Origin of the sequence: Deinococcus metalli, from assembly GCF_014201805.1 — a bacterium.
Classification (GTDB): Bacteria; Deinococcota; Deinococci; order Deinococcales; family Deinococcaceae; genus Deinococcus; species Deinococcus metalli.
In genome coordinates, this window is the sequence record NZ_JACHFK010000005.1 from 63757 (window position 1) to 86887 (window position 23131).

General features: G+C 70.6%; 22 protein-coding genes. 19 read left to right on the forward strand and 3 right to left on the reverse strand.

Features of this window, described 5'->3' with window-relative positions; genetic code table 11:
* Nucleotides 1–350: 350 nt before the first annotated feature.
* A complete protein-coding gene (locus HNQ07_RS11040; RefSeq protein ID WP_184111723.1) occupies nt 351–1106 on the reverse strand; it encodes an SDR family NAD(P)-dependent oxidoreductase in 756 nt (251 codons plus the stop codon).
* 775 nt (nt 1107–1881) lie between these two features.
* Between HNQ07_RS11040 and HNQ07_RS11045 the strand changes: the two genes are divergently transcribed.
* From HNQ07_RS11045 to HNQ07_RS11120, 16 genes are all read left to right on the forward strand, one after another.
* Nucleotides 1882–3129 carry an ABC transporter substrate-binding protein gene (locus tag HNQ07_RS11045; protein WP_184111731.1) on the forward strand — a complete coding sequence of 416 codons (1248 nt, stop codon included), beginning with the start codon at nt 1882–1884 and terminating at the stop codon, nt 3127–3129.
* Nucleotides 3130–3133: 4 nt separating this feature from the next.
* Nucleotides 3134–3511, forward strand: coding sequence for a nuclear transport factor 2 family protein (locus HNQ07_RS11050; protein ID WP_184111733.1), 378 nt, complete (start codon nt 3134–3136; stop codon nt 3509–3511).
* A 23-nt stretch (nt 3512–3534) separates the two neighbouring features.
* Nucleotides 3535–4473: a carbohydrate ABC transporter permease gene (locus tag HNQ07_RS11055; protein WP_221274946.1), complete on the forward strand. Its 939-nt coding sequence runs from the start codon at nt 3535–3537 to the stop codon at nt 4471–4473.
* Complete coding sequence (locus HNQ07_RS11060) at nt 4470–5294, forward strand: carbohydrate ABC transporter permease (RefSeq protein WP_184111735.1); 825 nt, start codon at nt 4470–4472, stop codon at nt 5292–5294. Before HNQ07_RS11055 ends, HNQ07_RS11060 begins: the two co-directional genes overlap by 4 nt.
* 15 nt (nt 5295–5309) lie before the next feature.
* Complete coding sequence (locus tag HNQ07_RS11065; RefSeq protein ID WP_184111737.1) at nt 5310–6323, forward strand: sugar phosphate isomerase/epimerase family protein; 1014 nt, start codon at nt 5310–5312, stop codon at nt 6321–6323.
* Entirely contained in the window at nt 6316–6693 is a 378-nt protein-coding gene (locus HNQ07_RS11070; RefSeq protein WP_184111739.1) for a C-glycoside deglycosidase beta subunit domain-containing protein, read from the forward strand. The genes HNQ07_RS11065 and HNQ07_RS11070 overlap by 8 nt, the downstream gene beginning before the upstream one ends.
* Nucleotides 6690–8222, forward strand: coding sequence for a GMC oxidoreductase (locus HNQ07_RS11075; RefSeq protein ID WP_184111741.1), 1533 nt, complete (start codon nt 6690–6692; stop codon nt 8220–8222). The genes HNQ07_RS11070 and HNQ07_RS11075 overlap by 4 nt, the downstream gene beginning before the upstream one ends.
* 79 nt (nt 8223–8301) lie before the next feature.
* Nucleotides 8302–9324, forward strand: coding sequence for a VOC family protein (locus tag HNQ07_RS11080; protein ID WP_184111743.1), 1023 nt, complete (start codon nt 8302–8304; stop codon nt 9322–9324).
* Between the two features lie 2 nt (nt 9325–9326).
* Nucleotides 9327–10088 carry a cyclase family protein gene (locus HNQ07_RS11085; protein ID WP_184111746.1) on the forward strand — a complete coding sequence of 254 codons (762 nt, stop codon included), beginning with the start codon at nt 9327–9329 and terminating at the stop codon, nt 10086–10088.
* 19 nt (nt 10089–10107) lie between these two features.
* Nucleotides 10108–11112, forward strand: a complete 1005-nt coding sequence (locus HNQ07_RS11090; protein WP_184111748.1) for a fumarylacetoacetate hydrolase family protein — start codon at nt 10108–10110, stop codon at nt 11110–11112.
* Nucleotides 11113–11119: 7 nt separating this feature from the next.
* Nucleotides 11120–12277 carry an alpha/beta hydrolase family protein gene (locus tag HNQ07_RS11095; protein ID WP_184111750.1) on the forward strand — a complete coding sequence of 386 codons (1158 nt, stop codon included), beginning with the start codon at nt 11120–11122 and terminating at the stop codon, nt 12275–12277.
* Nucleotides 12278–12303: 26 nt separating this feature from the next.
* Nucleotides 12304–13431 (forward strand): FAD-dependent oxidoreductase, encoded by a 1128-nt coding sequence (locus HNQ07_RS11100; protein ID WP_184111752.1) that lies wholly within the window; start codon nt 12304–12306, stop codon nt 13429–13431.
* Nucleotides 13432–13522: 91 nt separating this feature from the next.
* On the forward strand, nt 13523–14197 hold the full coding sequence (locus HNQ07_RS11105) for a TetR/AcrR family transcriptional regulator (protein WP_184111754.1): 675 nt from the start codon (nt 13523–13525) through the stop codon (nt 14195–14197).
* Between the two features lie 195 nt (nt 14198–14392).
* Entirely contained in the window at nt 14393–15514 is a 1122-nt protein-coding gene (locus HNQ07_RS11110; protein WP_184111757.1) for an LLM class flavin-dependent oxidoreductase, read from the forward strand.
* Complete coding sequence (locus HNQ07_RS11115; protein WP_184111759.1) at nt 15511–16098, forward strand: NADPH-dependent FMN reductase; 588 nt, start codon at nt 15511–15513, stop codon at nt 16096–16098. The genes HNQ07_RS11110 and HNQ07_RS11115 overlap by 4 nt, the downstream gene beginning before the upstream one ends.
* A complete protein-coding gene (locus HNQ07_RS11120; RefSeq protein ID WP_184111761.1) occupies nt 16095–18455 on the forward strand; it encodes a beta-glucosidase family protein in 2361 nt (786 codons plus the stop codon). Before HNQ07_RS11115 ends, HNQ07_RS11120 begins: the two co-directional genes overlap by 4 nt.
* Nucleotides 18456–18512: 57 nt before the next feature.
* Here the strand turns inward: HNQ07_RS11120 and HNQ07_RS11125 are convergent, their stop codons facing one another.
* On the reverse strand, nt 18513–19175 hold the full coding sequence (locus HNQ07_RS11125) for a GntR family transcriptional regulator (protein ID WP_184111763.1): 663 nt from the start codon (nt 19173–19175) through the stop codon (nt 18513–18515).
* A gap of 64 nt (nt 19176–19239) precedes the next feature.
* On the reverse strand, nt 19240–20427 hold the full coding sequence (locus HNQ07_RS11130; protein WP_184111765.1) for a 4-hydroxybenzoate 3-monooxygenase: 1188 nt from the start codon (nt 20425–20427) through the stop codon (nt 19240–19242).
* Between the two features lie 209 nt (nt 20428–20636).
* On the opposite strand from HNQ07_RS11130, the gene pcaDC reads away from it, so the two are divergent.
* The 3 genes from pcaDC to pcaG are packed head-to-tail and all read left to right on the forward strand — an operon-like array spanning nt 20637 to nt 23129.
* On the forward strand, nt 20637–21785 hold the full coding sequence (pcaDC, locus tag HNQ07_RS11135) for a bifunctional 3-oxoadipate enol-lactonase/4-carboxymuconolactone decarboxylase PcaDC (protein WP_184111767.1): 1149 nt from the start codon (nt 20637–20639) through the stop codon (nt 21783–21785).
* A complete protein-coding gene (pcaH, locus tag HNQ07_RS11140; protein ID WP_184111769.1) occupies nt 21782–22513 on the forward strand; it encodes a protocatechuate 3,4-dioxygenase subunit beta in 732 nt (243 codons plus the stop codon). The genes pcaDC and pcaH overlap by 4 nt, the downstream gene beginning before the upstream one ends.
* Entirely contained in the window at nt 22503–23129 is a 627-nt protein-coding gene (gene pcaG / locus HNQ07_RS11145) for a protocatechuate 3,4-dioxygenase subunit alpha (protein ID WP_184111771.1), read from the forward strand. The genes pcaH and pcaG overlap by 11 nt, the downstream gene beginning before the upstream one ends.
* Nucleotides 23130–23131 lie beyond the last annotated feature (2 nt).

Sequence of the window (23131 nt, forward strand, 5' to 3'; positions counted from 1 at the left end):
CTGTCCTGGCCGGACTGAATTGAAGAGCGGTAGGGATCGCTGAGTGCCAAAACAACACCTTATGAGGCGGCGGGGCACGCGCCACGTGCCCTTAGCATGTCAGTGGACTCATGATCAGCCCATGATCGCCCAGTTCTGCCGGATGACATGGAATGTCCCTCGGAAGGTCACTGTTACCCGTCCTGACCTCGTGTCCTGTCACCTGCGGCTGGTACCACGCCGTGCCACCACGGCCTAGATGACCATCCAAAAGGTCGCACTATTCGCCACCAGGAGTCATTTCCGACATGCTGTAGGGCAATGGCCATTGGGTGGTTCTCTTACTCGCTCCAGCAGTTCAGTTCTGCGCGCTAGCGCGTGTATGAGGCGCCATTGAGATCCAGGGTGGCGCCGGTCATGTGCCGGGCCAGCCCGGAGGCCAGGAAGGCCACGGTGTTCGCGACCTCCTCCGGGGGCACGACGTCCCCCATGGGAATGTCTCGCGCGATTTCTGCCGCGTGCTCACGAAGGTAGGCTGCAGCCATATCTGTTCGCACCCATCCTGGAGCGACGGCGTAAGACAGGATGTTCTCATGGGCGTACCCACGGGCGATAGATCGGGTGAGCGCAACCACAGCGCCCTTAGAGGCTGCGTAGTGCATGGCGTCGGGGTTGTCCCCTCGGAAGGCCGCGCGGCTGGCGATATTGATCAGAATCCCGCCCTGCCTTGTCCGGAAGTGCAGGATCGCCTCACGGCAAAGGTCAGCCACGGCCATCAGGTTGACTTGCAGCGTGCGGGCCCAGGTAATGCTCCATTCGTCGAGAGGGTCGTCCACACTCACACTGGGCGCAATGCCGGCGTTGTTGACCAGCACGTCCACCCGTCCCTGCCACGCTACGGCTTCCCGGAACAGTGCTGCTCCCGCCCCGGCCTGGGTGAGATCCGCGCCCAGAGCGGTCGCCTGCTCCCTGCCTATGTCTTGGACAATGCGGTGCGCCTCATCGGCGCTGTGCCCATAGTGCACGATGACTTTGGCTCCCGCAGCGGTGAGCGTCCGGGACGTCGCTTCGCCGATCCCACGCGAACCGCCGGTCACCAGAACGACTTTTCCCGTCAAGTTGAGCATGGCGTTTATTGTGCCGGTTCCTAGCCTCTCAGCGACTGGCTCGACGATCTCGAACGCAGAGCGCCAGAACCGTTCGTGACGGCCCAGGGGCCGCGCAGTCTCCGGCGGTCGCTACAGGCTGCCGTGATTGTGGAGCAGTCAAACCGGCGCACAAACTCTGACGGGATGTGGCAAGTGCCGGCTTCGTTGAGCCTGATCAGATGGTGGAAACGCAACGAACGTGCCTTAGGTGTGCCTTAGACCTGCCATGACACCGTAGGCCAGGTCATGACACCAGATGGAGAACACAGTTTCCGCACTGATAAATAGTTCGTCTGGCACGACTGTTTTGGTAGATGCACAGTTCCAAGCTGCCAACTACGGATCAGAGGGCTAGGGGTTTGAATCCTTTCGGGCACACCGTCAGAACCCCCCGTCATAGACGGGGGTTTTTCATTGTTGTCGTAAGGCGAGGGGTGCCCGGTCGGCACGCTAAAAGACAGCAGAGGACCTGTGGACCGCAAAGGAGCTGACACCATCCTGAGCCAGGCAGCGGCTTGCGGAAGTGGGCGACCCGCTGAGCCGCTGCTCTCCTGTGTCCTGGACGCGGATCACGGTACATACCGCCGCGATCGGTCCATGTCCGGCGCCGGCTGGACTTGCCAAAAATCAGAACGCGTATTATATTTGATCAAACATCAAAAAAGCCCGATCAGCAGGGCTGGACTCACCGGCCTCCCTGCTGTCTCCCGCACGCAGGTGCCGTCCTTGCGCCCACTCCACCCGGAGGTCGTCCATGAAACGTCTGACCGCACTGCTCGCCCTGACCGCCCTGCTCAGCACGCCGGCCCTCGCCCAGAGCGGCAGCATCCGCCTGATCGCCCAGGCCGGAGAACAGGGCAATCCCACCATGCAGGCCCTAGTGGACGCGTTCATGAAGAAGTACCCGAACGTCAAGGTCACGACCGAGTTCTACCCGATCGGCACGACCTACCCGCAGGTGCTCCGCACGCAGCTGCAGGGCGGCAACGCGCCGGATCTGTTCTACGTCACGGCCGGCTCGGGTGGGCAGGTCTCGGTCATGCCCTTCCTGGACTCCGGGTACGTGGCTGACCTGAGCCCGCGCCCGTGGGCGAAGACCGCCATCCCCACCCGGTCCCGCGCGCTGTACTGGAAGGGGACGCAGCTCGCCGCCGTGCCGCTCGGCATGACGCCCATCGCGGCGGTCTACAACGTCGATCTGCTCAAGACCCTGGGCATCAGCGTGCCGACCACCATGCCGGAGCTCCTCAAGACCTGCACCGTCATCAAGGGCAAGGGCAAGAGCATGTTCACGCTGGCCGGCGCCAACCCGCAGAACGCCGGACTGCTCGCCGCGACCCTGGCCGAGAGTTACGTCCTGAGCAGCGATCCCCAGTGGAACGCCAAGCGGACGGCCGGCACGGTGACCTTCGCCGGCAGCCCGGCGTGGAAGCGCACCCTGAACGCGCTGCTGGACATGAACAAGGCCGGCTGCTTCATCCCGGGTGTCGAGGGTGCGGACATCCCGCAGGCCGCGCCCGCGATGGCCAACGGCGACGCCCTGGCCTTCGTGGTGCCCACCGGCGCCATCTCGGCCCTGAAAGGTATCAACCCGAAACTTAACCTCGGGGCCTTCGTGCTGCCCGGGCCTACGGCGAGCGCCACCGCCATCGCCGTGTCGCCCACCGACGCGCTGGCCATCTCCAAGAATTCCAAGAACCTGCCGGCCGCGCTGGCGTTCGCGGACTTCGTGGCCAGCGGCGGCGGCTCGGAGCTGTACACCAAGGTCACGGGCGATCTCTCGGTGCAACAGGCGACGACCGGCAAGAACCTGCCCCCGGAACTCAGTGGCATCTCGGCCGCCCTGACCAAGACCTCGCGGGTGTTCCCGCTGATCCAGGTGGAATGGAAGAACGGCGAGGTCTACACCGCGCTCGGCGAGGGCATCCAGGGCCTGCTCACCGGTCAGATCAGCGTGGACGCCCTGCTCGCCCGCATGGACGCGGCCTGGAACCGCAAGTAAGCGTATGGACACGGCCGCCACCCGGGTAACCATCACCGCGTTCGCGGCCCTGTTCTACGGCCAGAAGGATGTCCGCGCCGCCTTCTCGCGCTACGTCGCGCCGGACTATGTCCAGCACAACCCCGGCATTCCCGATGGTCGGGACGCGGCGATCGCGGCGCTGGGTCCGATGTTCGCGCGGCCGGAGACCTCCTTCGAGGTGAGGCGCATCCTGGCCGACGGCGACCACGCCGTGATCCACCTGCACGCGCGCTCCGCCCCGGATGAGCGGGGCGGGGCCGTGTGCGACCTCTACCGCCTCGAGGGCGGGCTGATCGTCGAGCACTGGGACGTCATGCAGCCCGTGCCCGAGCGCGCCGCCAACGCCAACACGATGTTCTGATGACGCCTGCCCGGAGGACCCACGTGACCAGCCAAGACACCCGCCCCGTCCCGGGGGTGAGCCGCGCGCCCAGGACGACCCAGCCCGCCCCTCCCCGGCACCTGCCCCCATGGGCGTGGGCAGTGCCGGCCGCGCTGCTGGTGCTGCTGGCGCGCTACATGGCCGCCGCGGCCGGCGGCTGGTACGCCTTCACCGACTGGAACGGTCTGAGCCCCCACGCTACCTTCACCGGCGCCGAGAACTTCCGGCAGATCTTCAGCGACCCCGCGGCGCGCGGCGCCCTGCTGAACACCGTGAAGTTCGCCGCGTGTTTCGTGGTGCTCACCAACATCATCGGCCTGTGTCTCGCGGTGGCCCTCAACCAGCACCTGCGCACGCGCTTCCTGCTGCGCACCGTGTTCTTCGCGCCGGTCGTGATGAGCCAGCTCGCCACGGCGTTCATCTGGCGCTTCCTGTTCGACTACTCGGGGCCGATCAACGGCGCCCTCGACGGGATCGGCCTGGGCGCGCTGAAAAAGACGTGGCTGGCGAACCCCACGTGGTCGTTCTGGGCGGTCGTGATCGTGCTGGTGTGGCAGTTCTCGGGCCTGGCGATGGTCGTGCTGCTCGCGGGCCTGCAGGGCATCGCGCAGGAGGTCGAGGAGGCCGCGCAGATCGACGGCGCGACGTCGTGGCAGCGCCTGATCCGCATCACGCTGCCGCTGCTCGCGCCGGCCCTGGCGATCAGCATCCAGCTCTCGGTGATCTCGGGTCTGGCGGTCTTCGATCAGGTGATGGCGCTGACCGGCGGCGGGCCGCTCGGCGCGACGGAAACGCTCGCCACGCAGGTGTACAAGCAGACCTTCGTGTTCGGGCGCTACGGCTACGGCACGGCGCTGGCGCTGCTGCTGACCGTGCTGATCGCGGGCGCCGCCCTGATCCAGCAGCTCGTGACCCGCCGGCTTGAGCGGGAGAGCGCGTGAAGGGGCGCCGGAACGTCCTGCTGGCCCGCGAGATCGGGCTGTGGGCGCTGGCGCTGGTGTGGAGCATTCCCTTCCTGTTCCTGATCGTGATCTCGGTGAAGCCCAGCGCGGAGCTGTTCACCTCGGCGCTGAAGCTCCCCAGCCGCGTCGATTTCTCGGCGTACGCCGGCGCGTGGCACAGCGGCCACCTGGGTCAGTCGCTGCTGAGCAGCGTGATCATCACGGGCGGCAGCGTGCTGGGCACCGTGGCCCTCAGCTCGGTGGCCGCGTACACGCTGGCCCGCCGGGTGGGCCGCCTGAGCGTGGTGCTCAGTCTGCTGTTCCTGATCGGCATCGCGCTGCCCTCGCAACTGGGCCTGATTCCCATCTACTCGCTGTTCAAGTCGCTGCACCTGACCGGCACGTACACGGGCCTGATCCTGCTGAACATCGCCACGTGGCTGCCGCTCGCGGTCTTCCTGTACACCGGCTTCCTGCGCCAGCTCTCGCACGAGTACGAGGAGGCCGCGCAGATCGACGGCGCGGGCCCCTACGCGACCTTCACGCGCGTGGTGTTCCCGCTGCTGCGGCCCGTCACGGGCACCGTGGCGATCCTGAGCGGCCTGCTGATCTGGAACGACTTCTTCAACCCGCTGATCTTCCTCAGCGGCAGCGGGCACACGCCGCTGCCCGTCGCGGTGTACTCCTTCGTCGGCAACTTCGCCACCCGCTGGAACTACGTCTTCGCCGCCGTCGCCATCGCCCTGCTGCCCGCGCTGCTGTTCTTCGCCTTCGCGCAGAAGCAGCTGATCCAGGGCTTCTCCGGCGGCGTGAAGGGCTGAGACCAAAGGAGCGTTATGACTGCATCCCACCGTGAGCCGAGCATCAAACGGGGCGTGAGCCTGTATTCCTTCCAGGAGGAGTTCTTCCTGCGCCGTATGACCCTGGAGGACTGCGTGGCCGCGTGCGCCGACATGGGCGCGTACGGCATCGAGACGCTCGCCGAGCAGATGATGCCTGGCTTCCCGCACCTGAGTGATGCCTTCTACGAGGACTGGCACGCCCTGATGGCGAAATACGGCACGGTCAGCGTGTGCCACGACATGTTCCTGGACACCAAGAGGTTCAAGGGCCGCGCCATGACCGACGACGAGCAGGTCGAGTCTGTCAAGCGCGACCTGACGCACGCGCGGCGCCTGGGCTGTTCGGTGATGCGCGTGCTGATGTTCGTGCGGCCCGAGGTGCTCGTGAAGGCGCTGCCCTACGCCGAGGAGTGCGGCGTGAAGATGGGGGTGGAGATCCACGCGCCGCTGCACCTGAGCCACCCGTGGATCCTGCGCTACAGCGAGGTCATGGACAAAGAGGCGTCGCCGTACCTGGGCTACGTGCTCGACATGGGCATCTTCACCGACCACTACCCGCCCGTGATGCTCGAGCGTTTCCGCCGGCAGGGCGCCACGCCGGCGATCATCGACCACGTGCGCGCCGAGTACGACCGCCGCACGCTGTCCGAGTACGTCATCAACGACGTGCGCGAGATGGGCGGCACCCCGCTCGACATCGCCATGGCCGAGGTCACCCGCCACAACCTGTGGTCGGACCCCCGCCACCTGATCGAGCAGCTGCCGCGCATCGTGCACGTGCACGGCAAGTTCTACGAGATGGACGAGCAGGACCGCGAGACCAGCCTGGGCTACGAGCAGGTGATTCCCGTCCTGCGCGAGCACGGCTACGACGGTTACATCTGCAGCGAGTACGAGGGCAACCGCCACATCCAGGACGCCTTCGAGGTAGGCAGTGTGGAGCAGGTGCGCCGGCACCAGCGCATGCTCGCCCGGCTGATCGGCGAGCCGGAGGTGGCCCATGTTTGACCGTTACATCGTTGTCGAGGACACCCTGAAGGACGTGCCGCAGGGGACCCAGGTGGGCGTGCGGCTGCCGTACTACCGCGGTCTGGGCCTGTCCATGGTGGAGGCGGTGGACGTGACCGTGGACGGCGTGAGCGCCGATCCGGCCGCCGTGAGCGTGACCCTGGGGGATCACACCTACCCGCTGAGCACCATGGACGAGGAGTACGACGCCGTGTGGAACTTCGGCGAGATCGGCACCGTGACGGTCGCCGGGCTGCACCTCGCGCCGGGGCCGCACGATGTGCGCGTCCGGCTGCAGCTGCGGGTGTCCTACCTGCCCATGAAACTCGTCGGCCAGGACAGCAAGACGCTGGAGCTGGCGGCCGGATGACGCGCGGGCCACAGGACGTGGACGTCCTGATCGTCGGCAGCGGCCCGGTCGGATCGGCCGCCGCGCGGGTCATCAAAGAGCGCGCTCCGGACGTGGCCGTGCTGCTGATTGACGCCGGCCCGCAGCTGACCCCGGTGCCGGGCGTCCACGTCAAGAACATCGCCGATCCGCAGGAGCGCGCCCGGGCGCAGGAACGCTCGCAGGGGCCGACCCCGCAGCCGTACGCGCCGGTGCCCCTCGGTGCCCGTGCCCACGCCGGGGCCGGGGAACGGCCGGCGCTGCTGGCGCGGCCCGGCACGTTCCTGCTGCGCGACGACGGCGGCGACAGCGCCGACATGCCGGCGGCGGCCCTCTCCACCAACGTGGGCGGCATGGGGGCGCACTGGACGTGTGCGTGCCCGGCGCCGGCCGCGGCCGAGCGCGTTCCCTTCATTCCCGAGGGCGAGTGGGACGCGGCGCTGGCCGAGGCGGAGTCGCTGCTGGGCGTGACCCGGGCGGCGTATCCCGAGACGGACAGCGCGCGGGCGATCCGTGGCGCCCTCCAGCGCGTGTTCGCGGACGTGCTGGAGCGGCCGGTGCAGCCCATGCCGCTGGCCGCCCGGGTCGAGGACGGCGTCCGTCACTGGTCCGGCACGGACGTGGTGCTCGGGCCGCTCGCGCACGGCGGCGCTCCCGGCTTCGAGCTGCGCCCGGAAACGCTGTGCACGGCGCTGCATGTGGATCAGGGCCGGGTGACCGGCGCGACGCTGCGCCCGGTGTCCGGCGGCGAGCCGTACCCGGTGCAGGCCCGGACCGTCTTCGTGGCGGCCGACGCGCTGCGCACGCCCCAGCTGCTGTGGGCGTCGGGCATCCGGCCCCGGGCGCTCGGGCACTACCTGAACGACCAGCCGCAGGTGCTGGGCGCGGCGCAGCTCGACCCGGCGCTGCTGCCGGCCCAGCCCGGCGCGGCGGTGGGCGGCGTGAGCTGGGTGCCGTACGCGCCGGGCCACCCCTTCCACGGACAGGTGATGGAACTGGACGCGTCGCCCGTCCCGATCCCCGAGGCGCAGGACAGCGGCACGCCGGTGGTGGGCCTGGGCTGGTTCTGCGCCAAGACGCCCCGCTTCGAGGATCACCTGGCGTTCTCCGGCCGCGAGGTGGACGCCTCCGGCCTGCCGAAGATCACGGTGCACCACGCGCTGACGCCCGAGGACGAGGCGGCGGTCGCGGCCGCGAAGGTCGAGGTCGCGCGCGCCGCCGCGGCGCTGGGCCGCCCGCTGACGGCCGATCCTCCATTCCTGCTGCCGGCCGGCAGTTCCCTGCACTACCAGGGCACGGTGCGCATGGGGAACGTGGACGACGGGGAGTCCGTGTGCGATCCGGCGTCGCGGGTGTGGGGCGTCGGGAACCTGTACGTCGGCGGCAACGGCGTGATCCCGACGGCCACGGCGTGCAATCCCACCCTGACTGCGGTGGCGCTGGCGGTGCTGGCGTGCGGTCAGATCGTCCAGCGCCTCGCCCCGGGGCGGGATGTCTCGGCCGTGGTCTGAGGACGTCCCACGCCTGCTTTCTGCTATATTTGATCAAACATCAAATCTGACTGCCGGGTCGACCGGCCCAAGGAGTTCCATGATCAAGCTGCTCTCCCACCTCGCCCACCTGGAAATCCACGCGACCGACCTCGACGCCTCCGTGCGCTTCTACGAGCAGGCCATGGGGATGCGCGAGGTGAGGCGGGACGGCGACTCGGTGTTCCTGCGCTGCTGGGGCGACTACTACACCTACTCGCTGGTGGTCACGAAGGCCGGGCAGTCTGGGATGGGTCACATGGCGTGGCGCACCACCAGCCCGGAAGCGCTCGACGAGGCCGCGCGCCGCATCGAGGCCGCCGGCATCCAGGGCGAGTGGCGCGGCGCCCAGCACGACCACGGCCGCGCGTACCGCTTCACCGGCCCCTACGGCCACGTGATGGAACTGTTCTGGGACGTCACCAAGCACAAGGGCGAGGGCCAGCACGCGTCCGTGTACCCGGACCGCCCGGCCCGGCGCACCAACCACGGCGTCGCCCCGCGTTTCCTGGATCACGTGACCGTCGCTGCGAGCGACGTGCGGGGCTTCGCGAAGTGGTACAGCGAGACCCTGGGCTTCCGGATCATGGCCTACACCTCGCTGGACGAGGCGCCGGTGACGGTGTTCGGCGTGCTCACCACCAACGAGAAGTCGCATGACCTGGGCGTCGTCATGGACGGCTCGCCCATTCCGGGGCGCGTGAACCACATCGCCTTCTGGGTCGACACCCGCGAGGAACACCTGGTGGCCGCCGACGTCCTGATGGAGGGCGGCACGCCCATCGAGTACGGCCCCAGCATCCACGGCATCGGGGAGCAGACGTACCTGTACTTCCGCGATCCCAGCGGGCTGCGCGTCGAGCTGAACACCGGCGGCTACCGCAACTACGTCCCGGACTGGGAGGCCTACGACTGGAAGCCGTCGCAGGGCTCGGCCAGCCTGTACCGCAACGCCGCCATGCCGCACTCCATGACCGAGAGTTTCCCGCCGGCCGCCGCGCCGTCGGCCACCGAGGAGGGCGCGCTGCCCGGCACCGAGGACAACCTGCTCGCAGCGGCCTACGGCAGCCACGGCCGGGGCTGAGCGTGCCCGCCACCATCATCGACCTCTCGCTGCCCATCCAGGACACGCCGGAGGGTGTGCCCGCCTTCCAGCGCGTGACCATCGAGCGCACCACGAACGCGCAGGGCGGCGAGGACATCGAGAAGAACTTCGGCGTGCCCCGGGAGCGCCTGCGCCGGGGCGAGGGCTGGGCCGTCGAGACCTTCACCACCTTCGGCACCCACTCCAGCACGCACGTGGACGCGCCGCTGCACTACAACTCCGTGATCCAGGGCGAGCCCGCCCAGAGCATCGACGAGCTGCCGCTGGAGTGGTTCATCGCGCCCGGCATGAAACTCGACTTCCGGCACAAGGCCGACGGTGACGTCATCACGCTGGCCGAGGTGCAGGCCGAACTCGCCCGGATCGGTCACACCCTGCAGGCGCGGGACATCGTCCTGATGCACACCGGACGCGACGACTTCGCCGGGCAGGCCGACTACTGGCTGCGCGGCCCCGGCGTCAGCGCCGAGGCGACCGTGTGGCTCTACGGCCAGGGCGTGCGCGTCATGGGCATCGATGCGTGGGGCTGGGACGCGCCGCTGCACCTGCAGGCGCAGGCCGCGCAGGCCACAGAGCAGCCGGGCGTGTTCTGGGCCGCGCACCAGGTCGATCTGCCGTACTCGCAGATCGAGCGGCTGTGCAACCTCGGTGCCCTGCCGCCCAGCGGCTTCACCGTCAGCGCCCTGCCGCTGCGGCTCGTGCGCGGCAGCGCCGCCCCGGCCCGCGTGGTCGCCCTCCTGTGATGCCCTGTTCGAGGTTCCCATGCGGATCGCCAGACTCCTGACCCCGGGCCCTGACGGCGCGCACCCGCGCGTCGTGGTGCAGGCCGGCCCGGACCTGCCCTTCACCGATGTGCGCCGCGCCCACCAGCTCGCCCTGCAGCGGCGCGGTGCGGGCGAACGCGCCTCCCTCGCCCTGGCCACCGCGCTCGTTCCGGGGAGCCTCTCGGCGGCGCTGGAGAACGGCGAACCGTTTCTCGACGCCCTGCACGCCGCGGCGCACGACACCAGTGGCGACGCGGTGGCCGCGCCCGGCCGGCTGCTCGCCCCGCTCGATCCCGTCGCGTACCGCGACTTCCTCGCCTTCGAGGAACACATCGTGAACGCGGCGGCGGCCACCGGCGGCACGGTCGACCCCGTCGTGTACGAGGTGCCGATCTCGTACATGGGCAGCGCCCAGGCGTTCATCGGCCCGGACGACGTGATGCCGTGGCCCACCTACGCGCACGCGCGCATGGACTACGAACTCGAACTCGGGATCGTCGTGGCGCGCGCGGGCCGCAACCTCACTCCGGACGACGCGGCCGGGCACATCCTCGGGTACACGGTGCTCAACGACTTCTCCGCGCGCGACATCCAGGTGCGCGAGATGCGCGGACGCCTCGGCCCCAGCAAGGGCAAGCACTTCGCATCGGCGTGCGGGCCTGTGATCGTGACGCCGGACGAGCTCGACCCGCACGCCCTGACCATGACCGCCCGCGTGAACGGCGAGGAGTGGTCGCGCGGGCACAGCAGCACCCTGCTGTGGCGCGTACCGGAACTCGTCGCGTGGGCCAGCGCCAGCGAGCCTCTGGCCGCCGGCACGCTGCTGGGCACCGGGACGGTCGGCCGCGGCTGCGGCATGGAACTCGGGCGGGAACTGCGCCCCGGCGACAGCGTTGAGCTCGAGATCGGGGGCATCGGCGTGCTGCAAAACCGCGTCGGCGACCCCGACGGCCAGGGCTGGGCCCCCACGCGCCGCACGCCCCGCCTCAGTCCCGCCCGGTAGGAGCGCCATGTTCGAATACTTCCCGAAGAACTACGTCTGGAACCTCGCCCTGAACCTCGCCATGGAGATGGGCGCCAAGATCGGCGAACTCGACGAGATGTGCCGTCCGCTGCTGGACGCGGCCCGTCAGGGCGACGACGCGGGCACGCAGGCCTTCCTGGCGTCGTGGGAGGTGATGGCCGACAAGCTGATCGCCCAGGCCTGCCAGGACGAGGAGCGGGGCCGGCTCCTGAGCGCCGGCACCAAGCTCGGCCGCGCCGCGACCTACCTGCTGACCGCCGAGCGCATGCAGGCCTTCGACTACGCGCCGAGGCAGGCCCTGTACGCCAAATTCCAGGACACCTTCCAGCGGGGCGTGCGGCTGGCCCGCGAGAACTGCGAGCGCGTCGAGATTCCCTATGAGGGCGACGTGATCGCCGGGCTGTACACCCGCGCCGAGGGCGTCAGCGGCCGCGCGCCGCTGCTCGTGCAGGTCAACGGCCTGGACAGCACCAAGGAGATGCTCTACCGCGTGGGCCTGCCGGCGCACCTCGCGCGGCGGGGCGTGTCCAGCCTGTGCGTGGACCAGCCCGGCACCGGCGAGGCCCTGCGCCTGCACGGCCTGAAGGCCCGCGTGGACAGCGAGCACTGGGCGAGCCGCGTGGTGGACGAGCTGGAGACCTGGGACGACGTCGATCCGGCCCGCATCGGATTGCAGGGCGTGTCGCTCGGCGGGTACTACGCGCCGCGCGCGGTCGCCTTCGAGCCGCGTTTCGCGCTGGGTGCCGTGTGGGGCGCGAACCACAACTGGGGCGAGGTGCAGCTCGCGCGCCTGAACCGCGAGGGCGAGCGTCCCGTGCCGCACTACTGGGAGCACGTGCGCTGGGTGTGGGGTGCGCGCGACATGGACGAGTTCATGGAGCTGATTCCGAAGATCACGCTGGACGGCGTGCTGGAGCGCGTCCGCGTTCCCTTCCTGGTCACCCACGGCGAGCAGGACCGGCAGATTCCCCTGAAGTACGCCCACCAGACCTACGAGGGGCTGGTGAACAGTCCGGACCGGGAACTCAAGATCTTCGGGGACTTCGAGGGCGGCGTGCAGCACAGCTCGGTGGACAACAGCGCGTATGGCCTGGACTACATCAGCGACTGGGTGGCCGAGCGCCTGGGCGGCCACGTGCAGTGACGGCCGCGGCCGTGGAGGAGGAGGGCATGGGGGACGTGCAGGACATCCTGATCGTGGGCGGCGGCATCGCCGGCCTGGTCGCCGCGTGCATGCTGCGTGACCGGGGCTTCACGGTCGATCTGGTCGAGAAGAACCCCGCGTGGAACGCCTACGGGGTGGGCATCATCCAGCAGAGCAACGTGGTGCGCGCCATGCACCAGGCCGGCCTGCTGGAGCGCTACCTCGCCAGCGGCTTTCCGTTCGAGGACGTGGAATTCCACAGTCCCGACGGCGTCCGGCGCGCCCGCATTCCCGGCGAGCGGCTGGCCGGGCCGGACTACCCCGCGAACGTGGGCGTGCGCCGCTCCGCGCTGCACGAGACCCTCAAGGCGGCCGTGCTGGAGAAGGGCACGCGGGTGCGCCTGGGCCTGACGGTGCAGGGGCTGGTCCAGGCGGACGGAGCCGTGGACGTGACCTTCACGGACGGCAGCGCGGGCCGCTACGACCTGGTGATCGGCGCGGACGGCGCGCACTCGCGGGTGCGGAGCCTGCTCTTCGGCGAGCGCTATGTCCCGACCTTCACCGGGCAGTCGGTGTGGCGCACCAACTTCCCGCGCCCGCAGGGCATGGAGGCCCTCCAGACCTTCCGGGACGTCAGTGGCAACTCGGCCGGCCTGGTGCCGCTCTCGGCCGACCTGATGTACCTGTACCTCACGACCAGGGAACCCGGCAACCCCCGCTTCGCGCCGGGGCAGCTCCCCGCCCTGATGCGTGAGCGCCTGAAGGATTTCCGCGGCGCCGTGGCCGAGTTGCGTGAGCAGATCACGGACGCCAGCGAGGTCGTGTACCGTCCGATCGAGGTCGTGTTCGTGGACGAGCCGTGGTACGCCGGCCGGGTCGTGCTGGTCGGGGACGCGGCGCACACGACCACCCCGCACCTGGGCCAGGGCGCGGGCATGGCCATCGAGGACGTGGTCGTGCTGAGCGAGCTGCTGGGCGGGGGCCAGCCCGTGAAAGACGTCCTGCCGGCCTTCTTCGCCCGCCGCTACGAGCGCACGAAATACATCCAGGACACGTCCCTGATGGTGTGCCGCGCCGAGATGGAGAACGACCACACGCTGAACCACCCGCAGGTGATCGGCGAGATGCTGCACTACACCGCCCGGCCGATCTGACCGACCCGCCCGCCGGCCTCCGGCGAAGAGGCCACATCAGTCCACGCCGCGATTCGCTGCGCCGCGCGCTGGACGCCCCTACACTGGCGTGATGACCAGAGGCGTCCGAACCCGCGCGGCACAGGGGATCCGCACGCCGCGCCAGGAGCGCAGCCGGCAGTCGTTCGAGCGGGTGCTCGACGCCGCCACCGAGCTGCTGATGGAGGTGGGCTACGACGGCCTGACCCTGGCCGGGGTGAGCGCGCGGGCCGGCGTCTCGACGGGATCGATCTACGGGCGCATCCGCGGCAAGGACGACCTGCTCACGGCCGTGCAGGCCCGCATTCTGGAGCGCACGGAGGCCGGGCAGGACGCCATGCTCGCGCGGCTCCAGGCGGGCGAGCTGCCGCTGGACACGCTGGTGCCGCGCGCGGTGGACGCCCTGGGGGACTTCATGCAGGAGTACGCGGGGCTGCTCCGGCCACTGATGGCGCAGGCCATGGCCGACATTGCGGTGGCGGGCCGGGGCAAGGCGTCGTACGGCAAGTTGCGGGACGGCTGGATCGCGGTGATCCTCAGCCGCCGGGACGACATCGCGCAGCGGCCCGCAGACGCGGCGGTGCTGGGGTGCTTCCGGATCGCGTACGCCGCCTTCGCGCGCTACCTGGGCCTGGGATCGTCGATGGAGTCGGCCGGTGAGGGCGACTGGGCCGCCCTGAAGCGGAACCTGGGCGTGATGTGCCTGGCCTTCCTGAAGACGCCAGCGGGCGAGAGCAGCGAGGGGTAGCGGCCTGGGGGCGAGCCTGGCCCCCACGACGAACACGCGGGCGGCACCACAGCGGCAGGCAGGGCGGGGAGATGGCGGCCCCCGCTCTGCTTGATTTTTGATCAAATCGGTACCATACTAAATCAGAACAAGCATTCTGATTTCAGTCTGGCCGGCCCATGCTGGCCCCGCGCCACCCACCCAGGAGGGTCAGCCATGCGTTTTTCCGTGTTTCTCGTCGGACGTTCCACCGCTCCCGAGCACGACCGCGAGGTCATCCAGGCATTGACCGAGCACGCCCGCGAGGCCGAACAGCTGGGCTTCGACGCCGTGTTCATGCCGGACCACCACTTCACCGGCTACGCTCCGATGTCCAGCGATCCCTTCGTGTACGCGGCGTACCTCGCCGGGCAGCTCACGCGCGTCACCTTCGGCATGTCCGTCACCACCGTGCCGCTGCACCACCCGGTGCGCTTCGCCGAGCGCATCAACCTCCTCGACCAGCTCACCGACGGCCGCCTGCTCGTCGGCATCGGCAGCGGCACCACGCCCGAGGAGATGATCGGCTTCGGCGTGAACTACAAGGAAACGGGCCGCATCGCGCAGGAAAACCTCGACATCGCCGAGCAGCTGTGGCAGAAGGCCATTGGCGACGATCCCATCACGTTCGACACGGGCCACTACAAGGGTGCGCTCGTCCAGCGCATCGTGCCGCGTCCGTACCGCGAGCGCCACGCGCCGCTGATGAGCGTCGCGCTGCGCGAGTCGAGCGCCCTGCGCGCCGCCCAGAGCGGCTACCCGGCCTTCATCCCGGCGTTCACGCCCCCGAAGATCGGCGGCACCGAGCCCCTGAGCCACGTCACGAAGTACTTCCGGGTCTACAGGGACGCCCTGCTGGCCGCCGGGCACCCCCAGGACGTCGTGGACCACGCGCTGTCGTGGACGACCCACACCTACCAGTGCGTGCACGTGGCCGAGACCGACGAGCAGGCCCGCGAGGAGCTGGAGGTCATCCTGCGTGGCTACCAGAGCGCCATCGACCGCGAGATGGTCTTCAACAAGCGCGCCGAGGAGATCAGCGACGTGACCATCCACTCCACGCCCGACGCGCTGAGCGACGACTGGATCGGCACGTGGTGCCTGTACGGCAGCCCCGAGACCGTCACCGCCCACCTCAGGGAGTACCAGGACCTCGGCATCGGCAACGTCCTGCTGGGCTTCACGACCGGACCGCTGACCCCGGAGCGCCGTCGCCTGGGCGATCAGGCCATGCGGCTGTTCGCCGAGCGGGTGATGCCGCACTTCACGGAGCGCGCCCTGGTCGGCGCGGCGCCGTGAACGCTCCCCTGATCGTCGGCATCGGCGGCACGACCCGGCCCGGGTCCAGCGGGGAGACGGCCCTGCGGGTCGCGCTCGCGCATGCCGAGCGGGCCGGAGCGCGCACCCGGCTCTTCGGGGGCGCGGACCTCGCGGCGCTGCCGCACTACGCGCCGGAGCACCCCGAACGCCATGCCGTGCAGACCGAGCTGGTCGAGGCCGTGCGGGCGGCCGACGGCGTGCTGATCGCCACGCCCTCGTACCACGGCGGTATGTCCGGGCTCGTCAAGAACGCCCTGGACCTCCTCGAGGACCTGCGCGGCGACGCGCGGCCCTACCTCGACGGCCGCGCGGTCGGCGTGATCGTGCTGGCCGGCGGCTGGCAGGGCGCGGGCGTGACCCTCAGCGCCCTGCGGGACATCGTGCACGCCCTGCGTGGCTGGCCCACGCCTCTGGGCGTGACGCTGAACACCGCCGCGTCCCGCCCCTTCACCCCGGACGGCGAGTGCGCCGACGACACCACCCGGTCGCAGCTGCACACCCTGACGGATCAGGTGCTGGCCTTCGCGCGCATGGCCCGCACACCCGCGGTCACCGGCGCATGACGCGGCCTCCGACTTTGGAGGAGCAGGCGCGCCTGACGGCCGGAGCGGGCATCTGGAGCACGCCGGCCATTCCCGAGGCCGGCGTGCCCGGACTGAGCCTCGCGGACGGCCCCATGGGCGTCGCCAGCCAGTCGATCGACGAGCGCGACGTGTCCCTGCTGATGCCCTGCGGCACGGCTCTGGCAGCGTCCTGGGACACGGCCCTGGCGCGCGAGGTCGGCACGGTCGTGGCCGCCGAATGCCGGCGCCGCCACGTCCAGGCGATCCTGGGGCCGAACCTGAACCTGCCGCGCAGCCCGCTGGCCGGCCGGGCCTTCGAGACCTACAGCGAGGAGCCGCTCCTGAGCGCCCTGATCGGCGCCGCGTGGATCGCCGGCGTGCAGGGGGGCGGCGTCAGTGCCGTCGCCAAACATCTCGTCGCGAACGACTCGGAAACGCAGCGCCACTCCATGAATTCGGTGGTGGACCAGCGCGCGCTGCGCGAGGTCTACCTGCGGCCCTTCGAGTACGCGGCCCGCGCCGGGGTGGGCGGCCTGCTGCTCGCGTACAACCGCATGAACGGCCTGCCCTGCGTGGAACACGCGGACCTGATGGGCATCGTCCGCAACGAGTGGCGGTGGCCGGGCGTGCTGATGTCCGACTGGTTCGGCACGCACGACGGCGCGCGCAGCCTGAACGCGGGCCTGGACCTGGAGATGCCCGGCCCGGCCCGTCACATGGGCGAGCGCGCCGCTGCGCTGGTGGGCGCCGGCGAGGTGCCGGCCAGGCGTGTGGCCGAGGCCGCCGACCGGCTCCAGACGTGGGCCCGGCGCTGGACGGACACGGCCCCGGGCCCGGCGGCCGACGCGCAGGACGTGCTGGTGCGCGCCGCCGCCGCCGGCTTCGTGCTGCTGAGCAACGACGGGCTGCTGCCGCTGGACCCCGCGCAGTCGCTGGCGGTCATCGGGCCGAACGCCAGCGCGCCGTGCTACCAGGGGGCGACCTTCGCGCGCATCGCGCTGGCGGACGACGTGCCCACGCCCGTGGCGGCCCTCCAGGGCGCCTTCGCGGACGTGCGCCACGAACCCGGCGTCGCGCCCACCTACCGCCTGCCCCCCCTGACGGCGCAGGACATCACGGCGCCGAGCGGAGAACCAGGCCTGGACGTGACCTACGCCACCGCGGCCGGAGAGGAGGTGTTCCACGAGGTGCGCCGGACCTCGACCCTGGTGTGGTTCTCCGACATGCCCGGCGGTCTGCACACCGCCCAGCCCGGCCGGGTGCGGGCGCGCACCCGCCTGATCCCCGCCGTGAGCGGCCCGTGGCGCCTGTCCTACGGCGGCACCGGTGACGTGACGTTCCTGATTGACGGCGCCGTGCAGGGCGAGCGGCCCTCCCCGGTCGTCGGGGGGGACGTGATGGGCCACCTGCTGCGCGCCGAGTCCGGTCACGTGGACCTCGAGTTGCGCGCGGGTGTTCCGGTCGAGCTGGATTACCGCATGACCTTCGGGGGCGCCCGCGCTCAGGGCCTGTGGTTCGGCGCCCGGCCCCCGGAGGCGGCGGATCTGCTGGAACGCGCCGTGGCCGCCGCCGGCCACGCTGCCCAGGTGGCGCTGGTGGTGGGGGAGACCGCGGACTCCGGGGTGGAGAGCCGCGACCGCACGACCACGCGCCTGCCGGACGACCAGCTCGACCTCATCCGCCGGGTGTGCGCGGCAAATCCCCGGACCGTGGTGATCGTGAACGCCGCTCACGCCGTGGACCTGAGCTGGGCCGACCACGCCGCCGCGGTGATGCAGGTGTGGTTCCCCGGTCAGGGATTCGCGCCGGCGCTGGCGGACGTCCTGAGCGGCGCGCGCGAGCCGGGCGGGCGCCTGCCCGTCACCGTGGCCCGCGCCGAGGCCGACTACCCGGCCTTCGACCTGACGCCGGACGCCCACGGTGACCTGCCGTACGGCGAGGGCGTCCTGATCGGCGCCCGCGCCTTCGCGGCGCGTGGCACCGTGCCCGCATATCCCCTCGGCGCCGGCGTGGGGTACGCGCAGTTCGACTACTGCAGCGTGGCCGCCGACGCGCAGACCGTGACGCTGAATGTGCGCAACACGTCCGGCCGCGCCGGTAAGACCGTCGTGCAGGTCTACCTCGAGATGCCCGCCCTGGACGGCGTGCCGGCCTACCCCACGCTGGCGGCCTTCCAGGCCGTGACCCTCGCGGCCGGGGAGGTGCGTGACGTGACGCTGGCCGTCGCCCACGACGCGTACCGGCAGTGGTCGCAGGCGGACGGACGCTGGATCACGCAGCCCGGTCCACGCCGCGTGCAGGTGGGCCGCTTCCTGGGCGACGCGGTGTGGGAGGGAACGGTCACGCCGCCGCATTGACGGGCGCGGAACGGGGCCGCCGGACATACGGTCGTCCGGCGGCCCCGCTGCCGTCCCTCACGTCCCGGCCAGCGCCTCTTCCCGCTCCATGATCTCCGCGATCTTCAGGCCCGTGCCGAGGATGTGGGTGTGCATCTCGTGGCCGGCGGCGGTGGCGTCCCCGGCACGGATCAGGTCGATCAGGCGCTGGTGCTCGACATTGCCGGTCATGGTGTAGTTGGTGCTCTCCAGGTGCTTGTGCAGGTAGTGCTGCACGCGCACGCGCAGGTCGCGGATCTGCGCCGCCAGCTGCGGCATGCCCGCGCGGTCGTAGATCAGCTGGTGGAAGGCCATGTTCAGCTGCGAGAACGGCGCGACGTCGAAGGCGTCGTCCGGCACCTCCATCTGGTCGACGAGGTCTTGGAGCCGGGTGAGGTCGGCGGGCGTCAGGTGCGGCACGGCCCTGACCGTGGCGAGCTGTTCGAGCACCGCGCGGATCTCGTACAGCTCGCGCAGTTCGGCGGCGGTGAAGCTGGTGACGTGCGCGCCGCGGTGGGGCCGGATGACGACCAGGCCCTCGGATTCCAGGGCGCTCAGCGCCTCACGGATGGGCATGGTGCTCACCTCGAAACGGTCGGCCAGTTCTTCGAGGCGCAGCCGCTCCCCCGGCGCGAAGGTGCCGCGCACGATCTCGTCACGCAACCGCGTCACCAGCGCGGTTTTCACGGTTCTTGGAAACATGGCTCAGGGTATCACCGATATTTGATCAGATCCTGGGTCGGCGGCGCATTCCCGCCGGCTGGCCTCAGCCGTCCAGCGGCAGCCCCACGTAGTTCTCGGCCAGGGCGGTCGCCGCCGCGCGTGAGGACGTCACGTACTCCAGGTCGGCCATGTGGATGCGCTGCTCGAAGGCGTTCTCCTCGGGGTTCACGTGCAGCAGGGTCGTCATGTACCAGCTGAAGCGCTCGGCCCGCCACACGCGGCGCAGGCAGGTGTCGGTGTAGGCGTCCAGCCGCGCGCGCCCCTGGCCCGCGTAGTGCTGCTCCAGGCCGCGGAACAGGTACACGGCGTCGGCCACCGCGAGGTTCAATCCCTTCGCGCCGGTCGGCGGCACGATGTGCGCGGCGTCGCCGGCGATGAACAGCGGGCCGCGCTGCATGCGGTCGGACACGAAGCTCCGCAGGCCCACCACCCCCTTCTGGAAGATGCGTCCCTCCCTGAGCTGCCAGCTGTCCGTGGCGAGGCGCTCCCGCAGTTCCTGCCAGATGCGCTCGTCGGGGTACGCGGCGAGGTCCTCGCCCACGCCGCACTGGATGTACATGCGCTGCACCGTGTCAGAGCGGGTGCTGAGCAGCGCGAAGCCGCGCTCGTGGCGGGCGTAGACCAGTTCGTGGTACGACCGCGGCGCCTCCACCAGGATGCCCAGCCAGCCGAAGGGGTAGAGCTTGTGGTACTCGGTCCGGCCCTCGATGTGCTGTCGGCTGTGGCCCTGCGAGCCGTCACAGCCGGCCACGAAGTCGCCCACGAGCGTTTCCGGGGCGGCGTCCGCGCTCTGCCGGAAAGACACCTGTGGACGGTCGGCGGTCACCCGGCTCAGGTCCACGTCCTGCACGCCGAAGAGGATGCGGCCACCGTGGTCGAGATGGCCGGCGATCAGGTCGCGCAGCACCTCGTGTTGCGGGTAGACCGTGACGCGCTTGCCACCGGTCAGTTCCTCCAGGTCGAGGTGGCAGCGCTCGCGGCCGTGCTGGAGGCTGATCCCGCTGTGAAAGTGGGCCTCGCGGTCCATGCGCCCCCCCAGGCCCAGGTCGCGCATGAGGTCGGCCGTCCACTGCTCGAGCACCCCGGCCCGGATGGTCTGCTCGATGTCCTCGCGGCTGCGGGTGTCCAGGATGACGCTCTCGATGCCCTGGCGGTGGAGGAGGTGGGCCAGGAACAGCCCGGCGGGGCCGGCCCCGACGATCACGACCTGGGTGCGGGTGGGGTGGGTCATGGAACTCCTGTGGCAAGGGTGGTGGATGGAGCGGCGGCCAGCACGCGGCCGCCGGATGACGTTGGGACGCCCTCACTGTGCGCCGCGCGTCCGACCCGGACAAGCCACGTATTCAGGAATGCTGAATGGCCAGCTTGCCACCATCCGGGCCAGACCGGACACTGAAGCACAGCCCGCCTTGCATCCCCCTGCCACTCCCAAGGAGTCCAGTGCCCTTCGTCCGAACCTCCACCCTGACCCTGCACGTCCAGCATTCCGGCGTGAGCACCGCGCCGCCGCTGGTGTTCCTCAACCCGGTCGGCAGCGACCTGCGCGTGTGGGACGCCGTGGCCGCCGACCTGGCGGCCGGGTTCCAGCTCATCCGTTACGACCTGCGCGGCCAGGGCCTCAGCGACGCGCCGGACGGCGACACCACCCTGGACGATCACGTCGCGGATCTGGCGAACCTGCTGGACGTGCTGGGGCACGACACGGTCTCGCTGGCCGGGTGCTCCCTGGGCGGGCTGATCGCCCAGGGCTTCGCGCTGGCGTCCCCGGAACGCGTCCGGCGGCTGGCGCTGCTCGACACCCTGCCGCGCATCGGCACGGAGGAGGGCTGGACCGCGCGCATGGCGCAGGTGCGGGAACGCGGCCTGGAGGTGCTGGCCCCCGACCTGATCCGCCGCTGGTTCGCCCCCGCGTACTTCGCCGCCCACCCGGACGACGCACACGGCTACACCACCCTGCTGGCGCGCAGCCCGCAGGCCGGCTACCTGGGCAGCTGCGCGGCCCTGCGGGACGCCGACCTCACGGCCCACATGGATGGCCTGCGGCCGCCCACCGTGGTGCTGTGCGGCGAGTCGGACGTGTCCACCCCGCCGGACGCGTGCCGGGCGTTCGCGGCCCGGATCGGCGCCGAGTTCGCGCTGGTCGCGGACGCCGCCCACCTGCCGATGGTCGAGCAGCCGCAGGCCGTGTCCCGGCGGCTGGCCGCCTTCCTGCGGCCTGAGTCGTCCCGCCTCGACCAGGGCCTGGCCGTGCGCCGGCAGGTGCTGGGCGCCGCGCACGTCGACCGGGCCAGTGCGCAGGCCACCGACCTCGACCGGGACTTCCAGCAGTTCATCACCGAGTACGCGTGGGGCGGCCCGTGGTCGCGGGGCCACCTCGACACCCGCACCCGCCACCTGCTGACGCTGGCGATCCTGACCGCCCTGCCGCGCGAGCACGAACTGGAGCTGCACGTGCGGGCCACCCTCAACACCGGCGTCACGCCGGACGACCTGCGCGAGGTCTTCATGCACGTCGCGGTGTACGCGGGCGTGCCCGTCGCCAACCGCGCCTTTGCCATCGCCAAATCCGTCCTCAGGGAGGAGCCATGACCCGCCCCGCCGAGCCTGCCGCCCAGCCCGTGCTGTCTTCGCCGCACCCGCCGCACCTGTACCCGCCGTACACCAGCAGCGTGAAGCGCGCGCCGCACGAACTCCTGCTGCCGGTCCCGGACGCCCTGCGCGATCACGGCGGTCCCGTCTTCGGCCCCAGCGTCCTGCGGCCGGACGACTTTGATACCACCCGCAACGCCCGGGTGAACGGCGAGCCGCTGGGCGAGCGCATCACCGTGCGCGGACGGCTGCTGGACTCGGCCGGGCGGCCCATCCGCGGCGCGCTGATCGAGACGTGGCAGGCCAATGCCGCGGGACGCTACGTCCACCAGCACGACCGGCACGACGCGCCGCTGGACCCGAACTTCACCGGCACGGCCCGCCTGCTCACCGACGACCGCGGCGAGTACGAACTGGTGTCCATCCGCCCCGGCGCGTACCCGTGGGGCAACCACCCCAACGCATGGCGCCCGGCGCACATCCACTTCAGCGTGTTCGGCACCGACTTCACCCAGCGCGTGGTGAGCCAGATGTACTTTCCCGGCGACCCGCTGCTGGCCCATGACCCCATCTATCAGGGCATCCCGGACGAGAAGGGCCGCGCCCGCCTGATCAGCGCCTTCGACCTGACCCTCACGCAGCCGGGCTGGGCGCTGGGCTACCGTTTCGACATCGTGCTGGGCGGCAGCGCCGCGACTCCCTTCGAGGACCCCGACCATGACGACTGAGCGGCCAGCGCTGACGCCCGAGACCTCCAACATTCCCGAGGGCGCCTTCGGCCCGTCGCCCAGCCAGACCGTGGGGCCGTACTTCCACCAGGGCCTGATCCACGGCTTCCAGGGCCACCACAGTGCGGCGGGGCACGTCACCGTGGACCCTGTCAGCGCCGAGGCCGGCACTGTCCCGGGCGAGCGCATCCGCGTGACCGGCCAGGTGTTCGACGGTGACGGCGTGGCGATTCCCGACGCCATGCTCGAGGTGTGGCATGCCGACGCGGCCGGGCGCTACGTCCAGCAGCCAGGCGCGGCGTTCACGGGTTTCGCGCGCACGCACACCCGCACGCCGGACGCCCGGTACGAGGTGCAGACCATCAAGCCCGGCGCCGCGCCCGGCGAGGCTCCCAGACTGTGGCTGTGGGTGGGCATGCGCGGCCTCCTGACGCACCTGTATACCGCCGTGTATTTCAGCGACGAGGACAACAGCACCGACCCGCTGCTGGCCACGGTGCCCGAAGCGCGCCGCTCGACCCTGATTGCCCGGCGCCAGGACCGGCCCGGCGGCGCCACGTACGTCTTCGACCTCCGCATGCAGGGCGAGGGCGAGACGGTGTTCTTCACGCCATGAAG

Coding starts and splice junctions, on each gene's coding strand:
- pcaG (WP_184111771.1), top strand. CDS start 22,503: ATGACGACTGAGCGGCCAGCGCTGACGCCCGAGACCTCCAACATTCCC.
- HNQ07_RS11105 (WP_184111754.1), top strand. CDS start 13,523: ATGACCAGAGGCGTCCGAACCCGCGCGGCACAGGGGATCCGCACGCCG.
- HNQ07_RS11065 (WP_184111737.1), top strand. CDS start 5,310: ATGACTGCATCCCACCGTGAGCCGAGCATCAAACGGGGCGTGAGCCTG.
- HNQ07_RS11075 (WP_184111741.1), top strand. CDS start 6,690: ATGACGCGCGGGCCACAGGACGTGGACGTCCTGATCGTCGGCAGCGGC.
- HNQ07_RS11050 (WP_184111733.1), top strand. CDS start 3,134: ATGGACACGGCCGCCACCCGGGTAACCATCACCGCGTTCGCGGCCCTG.
- HNQ07_RS11095 (WP_184111750.1), top strand. CDS start 11,120: ATGTTCGAATACTTCCCGAAGAACTACGTCTGGAACCTCGCCCTGAAC.
- HNQ07_RS11120 (WP_184111761.1), top strand. CDS start 16,095: ATGACGCGGCCTCCGACTTTGGAGGAGCAGGCGCGCCTGACGGCCGGA.
- HNQ07_RS11090 (WP_184111748.1), top strand. CDS start 10,108: ATGCGGATCGCCAGACTCCTGACCCCGGGCCCTGACGGCGCGCACCCG.
- pcaH (WP_184111769.1), top strand. CDS start 21,782: ATGACCCGCCCCGCCGAGCCTGCCGCCCAGCCCGTGCTGTCTTCGCCG.
- HNQ07_RS11045 (WP_184111731.1), top strand. CDS start 1,882: ATGAAACGTCTGACCGCACTGCTCGCCCTGACCGCCCTGCTCAGCACG.
- HNQ07_RS11130 (WP_184111765.1), bottom strand. CDS start 20,427: ATGACCCACCCCACCCGCACCCAGGTCGTGATCGTCGGGGCCGGCCCC.
- HNQ07_RS11100 (WP_184111752.1), top strand. CDS start 12,304: ATGGGGGACGTGCAGGACATCCTGATCGTGGGCGGCGGCATCGCCGGC.
- HNQ07_RS11125 (WP_184111763.1), bottom strand. CDS start 19,175: ATGTTTCCAAGAACCGTGAAAACCGCGCTGGTGACGCGGTTGCGTGAC.
- HNQ07_RS11080 (WP_184111743.1), top strand. CDS start 8,302: ATGATCAAGCTGCTCTCCCACCTCGCCCACCTGGAAATCCACGCGACC.
- HNQ07_RS11110 (WP_184111757.1), top strand. CDS start 14,393: ATGCGTTTTTCCGTGTTTCTCGTCGGACGTTCCACCGCTCCCGAGCAC.
- HNQ07_RS11070 (WP_184111739.1), top strand. CDS start 6,316: ATGTTTGACCGTTACATCGTTGTCGAGGACACCCTGAAGGACGTGCCG.
- HNQ07_RS11040 (WP_184111723.1), bottom strand. CDS start 1,106: ATGCTCAACTTGACGGGAAAAGTCGTTCTGGTGACCGGCGGTTCGCGT.